The sequence below is a fragment of the Paracoccus sigandri genome (assembly GCF_003709565.1).
Taxonomy (GTDB): Bacteria; Pseudomonadota; Alphaproteobacteria; order Rhodobacterales; family Rhodobacteraceae; genus Paracoccus; species Paracoccus siganidrum.
The window spans coordinates 1-10,206 of record NZ_QNRC01000061.1 but is presented as its reverse complement, the minus strand read 5'-3'; the positions used below and the strand labels follow the sequence as shown (position 1 = coordinate 10,206).

Here is a 10,206-nt window from a genome sequence, read left to right as displayed (position 1 = left end):
GTGGCGATGCGGCCCTCGACATAGTGGCCGCCGCGCAGCACCTCGTCCAGCGCGGTCAGGATCTCCTGCGCCGAGGCATCCTTGTTCAGGATGCCGTTCGCGCCCGCGTGAAGCGCCCGCCGCGCCAGGATCGGGCTGCGATGCATGGTGAACACGATGATCGGCAGCGCCGGGTCCAGCAGCCGCAGCCGGTCGATCAGCTTGATGCCGGCGGTCTTGTTGTCGCCAAGCGTCAGGTCGATCACCATCAGGTCGGGGCGGCGCGTGCGCCAGATCCGCCAGCCCTCCAGCGCCGAGACGACCGGGATCACCTCGCAGGCGATATGGGCCGAGACGATGCGCCGCCAGCCCTCGACGACCACCGGATGATCGTCCACGACGACGATCCTTCGCTGCTTGTCGTCGCGGGCCGCCATCATCGGGTGTTCATCCTCAGTTCGGTCACTGTCCTGCCCGCCTGCCGTCGCGGCGCGACATGGGTGGCGCCGATCGCGCGGGCGCGTGCAGAGATGCCGCGCAACCCGCGGCCGAAGACGCCGCCACCGGGGGGCGGTCCGCCGCCATCATCAATAACACGGGCGACAATCTCGCCCCCCTCGTCAAATAGTCTGATGCCCACCCGCCGCGCCGGGCCGTGGCGCAGGGCGTTCAGAACCGACTCGCGCACGAAGCGGTAAAAGACCAGCGTTTCGGGGGCCAAAAGGGCGGGATCGGCGCCGGGTTCCAGCGTGACCGGAACCCCGGCCTGCGAAAACTCTGCCGCCAGCGCCGCCAGCATGTCCCGCAGCGACCCCGCCACGGGCGGCTCTAGATCGTGCAGCGCATCGCGGATCGCCTGCCCCAGCGCCGCTGCCTGCGCCTCGGCCGCGTCCAGCGCCGCGACGGCATCGGCGCGCGGCGCGTCGGGCAGGCCGGACAGTGCCATGCGCGCCTGGTGCAGCGCGGCGGTCAGGGCGAAGAGGCGCGGCCCGGTCTGGTCGTGCAGGGCCGAGGCGATGGCTTCCGCATCCGGGCCCTTCGCATCGGCCGCCGGCGGGTCGGGTCGGCTCATTCCCCGGCCCCTTCCGCGATGGTGCCGTCCTCCATCGCGGCGGCCAGGGCATGGGCGTGGTCCGCCCCCTGCAGGCGGGACACGCGGTAATACTGCACGACCGCGCCCAGGCTGCCGCCATGAGGCGTCCTGTCGCCGGCCGTCAGGGCCTGAAGCAGCGAAACCGCGCTGATCGAGGCATCGCCGCGCTGGCGTATTTCCGCCTGCAGCTGGACCACCCGGTTGGCGATCATGCGCGGGCTTTCGCGATAGCGCCGCGCGGCCTGCTGCAGCAGCGGCGACAGCTCCGCCGCTTCCTCGCCGGTCACGCGGGCGATGAAGGCCAGCGGCGGCTCCTTGTCCTCGACATCCAGCCAAGTGTCTGGAACAGCCCCGCTTTCCTCCTGCTCTTGCGTCGATGCAGGCAGGGTCTCGTCCTCTTCCTCATAGCAGCCCGACAGCGCCAGCATCGCGGCCAGCGCCAGGCTCAAGCCGCCTCGGGACAAGCTGATGGCAAGTCGCTCCATCCGCCTCGTGGCCTCCGACCCGGTGATTCGTCACGATGTTTTTATGTATCTGGGACGCTAGGTCAGCCTAAGGGTTGAGGCAACCTGTCGCAGCCTCGGACGATGGTATGACCGAACCGGGCGACCCGTGAGATAACCCATTTTTCAGGCGGGGCATTTGTCCCGGAAATATAAGGGACCGTTCCCCGCAGACAGCTTGGTCCCGCAATGCTCCTATCTAGAAGCGACGATGCCGGAAAGAGGAGTCCGGCGTCATCGGTGAAGCGCCTCAGACGGATGGTGGAAAACCGCATTCGGATCCGTTGGCCGCGCGAATGGGAGAGGATCACATGCACCAGACACACAGAAAGAAGCGGCACCATGTCTCGCGGCTGGCCCTGGCCATCGCGCTTGGCATCGGCACGCTCAACGCCCTTCCGGCATCGGCGAATGACAGGCTGGTCGAGCTGGCACAGGATCCGGCGAACTGGATCATGACCGGCCGCGACTACAATGCGCAGAACTTTTCGGAGATGACCGAGATCAACAAGGAGAATGTCAGCCAGCTGCGGCCGGCATGGTCCTTCTCGACCGGCGTGCTGCACGGGCACGAGGGAACGCCGCTGGTCGTGGACGGCAAGATGTATGTCCACACGCCCTTCCCGAACACGGTCTTCGCGCTGGACCTGGACGATCCCGGAACGATCCTGTGGCAGAACAAGCCGCAGCAGAACCCGACCGCCAGGACCGTGGCCTGCTGCGACGTCGTCAATCGCGGCCTTGCCTACTGGCCAGGCGACGACGAGCAGGGCCCGCTGATCTTCCGCACCCAGCTTGACGGCCATATCGCGGCGCTGGACGCCGAGACCGGCGAGACGGTCTGGGTGATGGAGAACTCGGACATCCGCGTGGGCTCGACCCTGACCATCGCGCCCTATGTCATCAAGGACATGGTGCTGGTCGGCAGCTCGGGCGCGGAACTGGGCGTGCGCGGCTATGTCACCGCCTATGACGTCAAGACCGGCGAGCAGCGCTGGCGCGCCTTCGCCACCGGCCCCGACGAGGAGCTGCTGCTGGCCGAGGACTTCAACGAGCCGAACCCGCATTACGGCCAGTTCAACCTGGGCCTGGAGACCTGGGAGGGCGACGCCTGGAAGATCGGCGGCGGCACCAACTGGGGCTGGTATGCCTATGACCCCGACGAGGACCTGTTCTATTACGGCTCGGGCAACCCGGCGCCCTGGAACGAGACCATGCGGCCGGGCGACAACAAGTGGACCATGGCCATCTGGGGCCGCGAGGCGGAGACCGGCCTGGCCAAGTTCGCCTATCAGAAGACCCCGCATGACGAATGGGACTATGCCGGCGTCAACGTGATGATGCTGTCCGAGCAGACCGACAGGGAGGGCAACGCGCGCAAGCTGCTGACCCATCCCGACCGCAACGGCATCGTCTATACGCTGGACCGCACCAATGGCGACCTGATCTCGGCCGACAAGATGGACGACACGGTCAACTGGGTGACCGAGGTGCAGCTGGATACCGGCCTGCCGGTGCGCGACCCGGAATTCGGCACGCGCATGGACCACATGGCCCGCGACATCTGCCCCTCGGCCATGGGCTATCACAACCAGGGCCATGACAGCTACGACCCGGAACGCGAGCTGTTCTTCCTGGGCATCAACCATATCTGCATGGACTGGGAGCCCTTCATGCTGCCCTATCGCGCGGGCCAGTTCTTCGTGGGCGCCACGCTGAACATGTATCCCGGTCCCAAGGGCGACCGCCAGAACGGGCTGGGCCTGGGCCAGATCAAGGCCTACAACGCCATCACCGGCGAAATGGCCTGGGAGCACATGGAGCGCTTCTCGGTCTGGGGCGGCACCATGGCGACCGCCGGCGGGCTGACCTTCTACGGCACGCTGGACGGCTTCATCAAGGCGCGCGACAGCGACACGGGCGATCTGCTGTGGAAGTTCAAGCTGCCCTCGGGCGTGATCGGCCATCCGATGACCTACGAGCATGACGGCCGTCAATACGTCGCCATCATGTATGGCGTCGGCGGCTGGCCCGGCGTCGGCCTGGTCTTCGACCTGAACGACCCGACCGCCGGCCTGGGCTCGGTGGGCGCGTTCCGCCGGCTGGCCGAATTCACCCAGATGGGCGGCGGCGTGATGGTCTTCTCGATCGACGGCGAGGGCCCGTATTCCGACCCGATGGTCGGCGAATACATCCCCGAAGGCGAAGACGCCTGATCCAGGACGACGGGGGCGGCCTGCCCCATCCGCTCGGCAGGCCGCCCCTCTTTGCGCGATGCAACGAAAGGAAAGACCATGAAGACGGCAATTGCGCGCCTGGCCTGGGGCGGAACCATCCTTCTGTGCGGGATCGGCATGGCCTCGGCCCAGGAACAGGAGGCCGCCGAGGAGGGCGCCGACAGTCTGCGGGTCTGCGCCTCCAGCCAGGACGCGCCCTATTCGACCGGCGACGGGACCGGCTTCGAGAACGAGATCGCCCGGATCCTTGCCGAGGAGGCGGGGATGGCGCTTGACCTGGTGATGATCGACCGCGCCGCCATCTACCTGGTCCGCGACGGCATCGACGAGAGGATCTGCGACGTCCTGATCGGCGTCGATCAGGGCGACGAGCGCCTGCTGACCAGCACCCCCTATTACCGCTCGGGCTATGCCTTCGTCAGCCGCGTCTCGCGCGGGTTCGAGGGCGACAGGTGGGAGGACGTGGACCAGGAGGGCTACAACACCTTCGCCTATCGCTATCACAGCCCGGCCGAGACGATCCTGAAATATACCGGGCGCTATGAATACAACCTGATCTACCAGGCCTCGCTGACCGATTTCGAGGATCGCCGGAACCAGTACACCCAGGTCGAGGCCGGGCGGGTCGTGTCCGAGGTGGCGGCGGGCAATGCCGATCTGGGCATCATCTTCGCCCCCGAGGCCGGCCGCTATGTCCGCGACGCGCGCGAGCCGCTGAAGCTGACGCTGATCACCAACGAGATCGAGCGCTCGGACGGGGTGATCATCCCGCTTCAGTACAACCAGTCCGTGGGCGTCTCGAAACAGCATCCCGAACTCATGGACCGGATCGACGCGGCGCTGGAATCGGGCCGCGAACGCATCGAGGCGGTCCTGGCGGAAGAGGGCATCCCGACCCTGCCGCTTGAATGAACGACAAGGAGCAGTAGTAGCAATGAAGCCAATCGTGCTTGCAGGCATCGTCGCGACCGGGCTGAGCGTCACCGCCGTCCTCGCCCAGCCGCAATTCTATAACGCGGTGGACGGCTCGCCGCTGGATTTCGACCTGGCCATGGAGGAAGGCCGCGACACCGAGGCGGTGAAGGAATTCCTGGAAACGGGCGTGAACATCTACAACGAGGATCCCGAACACCTGCCCGAGGGCGAGGATCTCTACAACACCATGTGTTCGGGCTGCCATGGCCATTATGCCGAAGGCAAGATCGGGCCGGGCCTGAACGACACGTTCTGGACCTATCAGCAGGGTCTGACCGATGCCGGGTTCTTCTCGATCCTCTATGGCGGCGCCTCGGGCCAGATGGGTCCGATGTGGGGCAGCCTGACGCTGGACGAGATGCTGCTGGTCATGGCCTGGACGCGCCACCTGTTCACGGGCGATGCGTCCGAGGCGCCCTGGCTGACCGAGGAACAGCGCGCGAATTTCACCCCCTTCGAGCCCAAGGGCCGGGGGGAGGCCGAGGAGCAATCCTGACGGCCCGCATGACGCCCGCGCGGCCGGCCCGTCCCGGCCGGCCCGTGGATCGCCGGGGGACCGGCATTCGACCAAGGAGGAGGAGGAACCCATGAAACTCTTTGCATACAGCCTGGTTGCCGCCATGGCATTCGCCGCCCCGGCGCTGGCCTATGACGGCACGAATTGCAGGGCGCCCGGCAATTGCTGGGAACCCAAGCCCGACTATCCCGAACGGGTCGAGGGCTCTCAATACGACCCGCAGCACGACCCGGCCGAGCTGTCCAAGCAGGGTGAATCGCTGGCCCAGATGGACAACCGCAACGCCTGGCGCGTCTGGCACAAGCAGCAGACCGGCGAGTTCCAGTATGACGTGACCCGGATCGAGGGCTATGAGGAAGGCGCGGAACCTCCCGCCGCCGAATAGGACCACATGGCCCCGTGCCGCGCTTCGCAGGTCCCCGAATGCGCCTGCCTCGCGCGGCACGCCGTTGCAGGCATTTCCGAATGACGAACGATCCCATCCGCTCCGCCGACTGGCTTGGCCGGCTTCAAGAGGCCGAGGCGCAGTTGAACGGGGTCATTCTGGGGCAGGCCCGCGCCATCCGCCTGCTGCTGCTGTCCGTGCTGACGCGCGGCCATGTGCTGCTGGCGGGCGATGTCGGCACCGGCAAGACCACGCTGCTGCGCGCCGTCGCCCGCGCCATCGGCGGCCCCTATGCCCGGATCGAGGGCACCGTGGACCTGTTGCCGACCGACCTGATCTATGACGCCCATATCGACGATTCCGGCCGCCCGCGGATCGAGCCCGGCGCCGTGCTGTCCCATGGCGAGGATCTGTCGATCTTCTTCTTCAACGAGATCAACCGCGCCCGCCCGCAGGTCCATGCGCTGCTGTTGCGGCTGATGGCCGAGCGCAGCCTGACCGCCTTCCGGCGCGAATACCGCTTCCCGCATCTGCAGGTCTTCGCCGACCGCAACCAGATCGAGCGCGACGAGACCTTCGAGCTGCCCGCCGCCGCCCGCGACCGCTTCATGCTGGAGATCCCCATCCCCCTGCCCGAGCGCCGCGAGGATCGCATCGCCCTGGCCTTCGATACCCGCTTCCACGACACCGACAGCCTGATCGCCGCCGTCGCCGAGGGCCTGCTGCCCTATCGCGGCCTGGACGGGCTGGCCCGCGCCATCCAGCAGGATGTCCATGCCAGCCCGGCGCTGCAACGCTATGTCTACGACCTCTGCGCGGCCTTGCGCGATCCGGCCGGCGCCGGGATCGGGATCGAGGGCGTCGATGCCGAACGGCTGGTGCGCGGCGGCGTCAGCCCGCGCGGGATGCAGGCGCTGGTCCGCGTCGCCCGCGCCAGCGCCTGGGCCGAGGGGCGCGACGCGGTGCTGCCGCAGGACGTGCGCACGGTGTTCCAGCCGGTCATGGCGCATCGCACCTTCCTGGGCCCGGCCTACGAGCCGCGCCGCGACGCGCTTGTCCCGGCGCTGATCCGCGCCGCCTTCGACAAGATCCCGGTGCCCTCGGAATGAGCGCCGGGGAAAGCGAGCTCTACCTGTTCGACGCGCTGGCCTGGCGCCTGGCCCGCGCCCAGCCCGGCCTGCGCGAAGGCAGCCATCGCGGCCGGATGCGCGGCGCGGGCGAGGCCTTCGCCGACATCGCCGCGCTTCTGGCCCATCCCGATCCGCGCCGGCTGGACCTGCGCCGCTCGCTGACCGATCCCTTCGGCGGCTTCTTCGTGCGCCGGTTCGAGCGCCGCACCGACCTGGTGCTGCACCTGCTGCTGGACGGGTCGGCCTCCCTGGCGGCGGGGGCCTCGTCCGACCGGCAGGGTCTGGCGGCGCTGCTGGCGGGCGGGCTGGCGCAGGCCGCGCGGCGCGGCGGCGACCGTTTCGCGATGCAGGCGATCGGCGGCGAGGTCGAGCTTCTGTCCCAGCCGCCCTCGCGCCGCGCCGGGCTGGGCGACGAGATCCGCGCCCGGATTACGGCTATGATCCCGCAGGGACAGGGCGCGGCCGGCCTGATCGCCGCCGCCGAGGCGCTGCCGCAGGCCCGCATCCTGGTCGCGCTGGTCTCGGATTTCGACCATGCGCCGGCCGAGCTGGACGCGCTTCTGGCCGCGCTGTCGCCGCGCCCGGTGCTGCCCGTCTGGCTGCGCGACACGGGGCTGGAGGAACCCCCCGACCGCTTCGGCCTGGTCGAGACCCGCGACCCCGAGACCGGCCGCCGCCGCACCGTGCTGGCCACCCGCAGATGGGCCGCCCGGCAGGTCCAGGCCGGCCGCGACCACCGCGACGCGCTGCGCCGGGTCTTTGCCGCCCATGGCCTGCGCGCCATCGAGATCGCCGACAGCATCGACATGAACGCGCTGATCGCCGCGCTGGAAGAGGCCCCGCTATGAGGCGGGCGGCACCGACAATCGCGCTGATCGGGCTTCTGGCCCTGCCCGGCCCGGTGGCGGCGCAAGCCGAACCAGGGATCCGCGCCGAGAACCCGCATGGCTATGGCTGGTGGCTGGGCGACGTTCTGGTCCAGCGCATCCGCGTCGGGCTGCCCGAGGGCGTGGCCATCGACCCGGCCAGCCTGCCCAAGCCCCGCGCCGTGGATTACTGGCTGGACCTGCGCGAGGTGACCAGCCGCGAGATCCCCGACGGCATCGAGCTGACCCTGCGCTGGCAGAACTTCTATTCCGCGCTGGAGCCGCAGGCGCGCGAGGTGCCAAGCGCGCCGATCCGGCTGACCGACGGGACCGAGGCCCACCTGCCCGGCTTTCGCTTCGTCACCTCGCCGATCCGGCCGCTGGCGGCGCCCTCGACCCCCGACCAGCTTCTGCCCGATCCGGTCTATCACCTGATCGACCCGAATCCGAACCGCATCGGGCTGGCGGCCTCGGGGCTGGCCGCGCTGGTCTCGTTCCTGGCGCTGGCCTGGCACCAGGCCTGGGGCCCCTTCCGCCGCCGCGCCGACCGCCCCTTCACCCGCGCCGCGCGCCTGATCGCCCGGCTGCCCGGCGCGGACGCGACCGGCCGCCGCCGGCAGCTGCACCGCGCCTTCGACGCCGCCTTCGGGCGGGTGCTGATCGGCGCCGACCTGCCGCAATTCCTGCGCGCCCGGCCCGAATTCCAGCCTGTGGCCGAACGGCTGGGCGCCTTCTTCGCGCAATCCGACGCGGCCTTCTTCGGGCGCGCGCAGGACCTGTCCGATGGCGATGTCGCCCCCCTTGCCCGCGACCTGGCGCGGATCGAAAGGGGGCGGCGATGATCGGCTTCGGCCTGCCGCTGGCGCTTTGCGCCCTGCCGCTGGCGCTGTTGCCGCTGGCGGCGCGCTGGCTGAAATCGGGCGACGTGCCGCGGCTGGACCTGCGGCCCGCCGACGGCGCCTCGCGCGCGGTGGACCTGGGGCTGACCGCGCTTGGCGTCACGGCCATCGCGGCGCTGGTCCTCGGCATCTCGGACCCCTATCTGAAGGGCGGCGCGGTGCCCCATCGCGGCAACGGCAGCAACCTGGTGCTGCTGATCGACCGCTCCTCCAGCATGGACGACACCTTCGCGGGCCGCGCGCCGGGCGGGCAGGAGGAGAGCAAATCCGCCGCCGCCCGCCGCATCCTGCAGGATTTCATCGAACAGCGCCCCGACGACCGCATCGGCATCGCCGCCTTCTCGACCGCGCCGCTGCAGGTCCTGCCGATGACCACCAGCCGCACCGCCGTCGCCGCCGCCATCGCCGCGCAGGACGAACGCGGGCTGTCGCAGACCGATGTCGGGCGCGGGCTTGCGCTGGCGATGGAGATGATGCGCGACGCCTCGTCGCTGGGATCGCGGGCGGTGGTCATGGTCTCGGACGGGGCGGCGGTGATCGCGCCGCCCGTGCAGGACATGCTGCGCGAACTGGCGGCCGAGCAGGGCGTGAACCTCTATTGGCTGTATCTGCGCACGGTCGGCGCGAAAAGCATCTTCGACGACGGCCGGCCCGGCGAAAGCAACACCCCCCAGACCCGGCCCGAGCGGCACCTGCACCTGTTCCTGCAGCGCCTGGGCGTCACCTATCGCGCCTTCGAGGCCGAAAGCCCCGAGGCGGTCGAGGAGGCCGTGGCCGAGATCGGCAAGATGGAGGCCCGCCCGATCCTGACCGAGCGCATCCTGCCCCGGCGCGACCTGGACTGGCTGTGCCATCTGCTGGCGGCGATCGCGGCCGGGCTGCTCGCGCTGGCGCGCTGGTTCGAGCGTCCCTATGCCCCGCGCCGTCCCGCACCCCTGATGAGGCCGGCATGACCCGGCGGCTGACATTCGCCGCGCTGGTCCTGGCGCTGCTGGCCTCGCTGGCGGCGGCGGCGCGTTTCGGCCATGCGATCTGGCTGGACGCGCGCGACAATGCGGCGATCCGGGCGCTGGCGGGCGGGCGCGACGCCCAGCCGCGCGAGGGCGCCGACCCGCGCGTCGCCCATGCCCGGATCCTGTATCTGGCCTGGCGCGACCGGCTGACCGAGGCGCAGGAGATGCTGCCGCTGATGCAGGGCGCACGGCCCGACCTGCAATCGGGCGCCCATTACGCCATCGGCAATGCCCGGATGCGGCTGGGCTTCCAGAATATCGAGACCAGCCGCTTCGAGGATGCGGAGCCCGAGATCGCGCTGGCCAAGCTGGCCTATCGCGCGGCGCTGCAGGCCGATCCGGGCGACCGCGATGCCAAGGTCAACCTGGACCTGGCCATGCGGCTGGTGCGCGACCTGCCGCGCCCCGAGATCGAGGGCGAGGAAGACCCCGAGACCCGGCCCCGGCGGCTGTGGACCGACCTGCCCGGAATGCCGCGGGGGGCGCCATGATCGGGGGCGCCCGCCGTATCCTGCCGCCGCTTGCCGCGGCGCTGCTGGCGCTGCTGGCGGCGCTGGGGCCGGGCGTGCCGCGGCAGGTGGCGCTGACCGACGCGCTGGTGGTGGTGGA

Annotated in this window: 12 protein-coding genes; 9 read left to right on the top strand and 3 right to left on the bottom strand. The window is 69.8% G+C overall.

What is annotated here, in order from left to right; translation table 11 throughout:
- The 3 genes from C9E82_RS23020 to C9E82_RS23010 form a co-directional block, all read right to left on the bottom strand.
- Positions 1-419: response regulator (locus C9E82_RS23020; protein WP_147482384.1), on the bottom strand; the 419-nt coding region annotated here is incomplete at its 3' end.
- Positions 416-1,051: a sensor histidine kinase gene (locus tag C9E82_RS23015; protein ID WP_119899126.1), complete on the bottom strand. Its 636-nt coding sequence runs from the start codon at positions 1,049-1,051 to the stop codon at positions 416-418. The genes C9E82_RS23020 and C9E82_RS23015, both read right to left, overlap by 4 nt.
- On the bottom strand, positions 1,048-1,521 hold the full coding sequence (locus tag C9E82_RS23010) for a protein moxZ (RefSeq protein WP_119899123.1): 474 nt from the start codon (positions 1,519-1,521) through the stop codon (positions 1,048-1,050). Before C9E82_RS23010 ends, C9E82_RS23015 begins: the two co-directional genes overlap by 4 nt.
- 365 nt (positions 1,522-1,886) lie before the next feature.
- Here C9E82_RS23010 and C9E82_RS23005 point away from each other — a divergent pair, with 365 nt between their 5' ends.
- From C9E82_RS23005 to C9E82_RS22965, 9 genes are all read left to right on the top strand, one after another.
- Positions 1,887-3,791 carry a methanol/ethanol family PQQ-dependent dehydrogenase gene (locus C9E82_RS23005; RefSeq protein ID WP_119899121.1) on the top strand — a complete coding sequence of 635 codons (1,905 nt, stop codon included), beginning with the start codon at positions 1,887-1,889 and terminating at the stop codon, positions 3,789-3,791.
- A 78-nt stretch (positions 3,792-3,869) separates the two neighbouring features.
- Entirely contained in the window at positions 3,870-4,724 is an 855-nt protein-coding gene (moxJ, locus tag C9E82_RS23000) for a methanol oxidation system protein MoxJ (RefSeq protein ID WP_240643598.1), read from the top strand.
- Between the two features lie 22 nt (positions 4,725-4,746).
- The gene (gene moxG, locus C9E82_RS22995) at positions 4,747-5,283 is read left to right on the top strand and encodes a cytochrome c(L), periplasmic (RefSeq protein WP_119899119.1); all 537 of its coding nucleotides are present in this window, start codon (positions 4,747-4,749) and stop codon (positions 5,281-5,283) included.
- Positions 5,284-5,374: 91 nt separating this feature from the next.
- Complete coding sequence (locus tag C9E82_RS22990) at positions 5,375-5,689, top strand: methanol dehydrogenase (RefSeq protein ID WP_119899117.1); 315 nt, start codon at positions 5,375-5,377, stop codon at positions 5,687-5,689.
- Between the two features lie 80 nt (positions 5,690-5,769).
- Positions 5,770-6,798, top strand: a complete 1,029-nt coding sequence (locus C9E82_RS22985) for an AAA family ATPase (RefSeq protein WP_119899115.1) — start codon at positions 5,770-5,772, stop codon at positions 6,796-6,798.
- Entirely contained in the window at positions 6,795-7,667 is an 873-nt protein-coding gene (locus tag C9E82_RS22980; RefSeq protein WP_119899112.1) for a DUF58 domain-containing protein, read from the top strand. The genes C9E82_RS22985 and C9E82_RS22980 overlap by 4 nt, the downstream gene beginning before the upstream one ends.
- Complete coding sequence (locus C9E82_RS22975) at positions 7,664-8,527, top strand: nonribosomal peptide synthetase MxaA (protein WP_240643597.1); 864 nt, start codon at positions 7,664-7,666, stop codon at positions 8,525-8,527. The genes C9E82_RS22980 and C9E82_RS22975 overlap by 4 nt, the downstream gene beginning before the upstream one ends.
- Entirely contained in the window at positions 8,524-9,537 is a 1,014-nt protein-coding gene (locus C9E82_RS22970) for a vWA domain-containing protein (RefSeq protein WP_119899110.1), read from the top strand. The genes C9E82_RS22975 and C9E82_RS22970 overlap by 4 nt, the downstream gene beginning before the upstream one ends.
- Complete coding sequence (locus C9E82_RS22965) at positions 9,534-10,088, top strand: hypothetical protein (RefSeq protein ID WP_119899108.1); 555 nt, start codon at positions 9,534-9,536, stop codon at positions 10,086-10,088. Before C9E82_RS22970 ends, C9E82_RS22965 begins: the two co-directional genes overlap by 4 nt.
- Positions 10,089-10,206 lie beyond the last annotated feature (118 nt).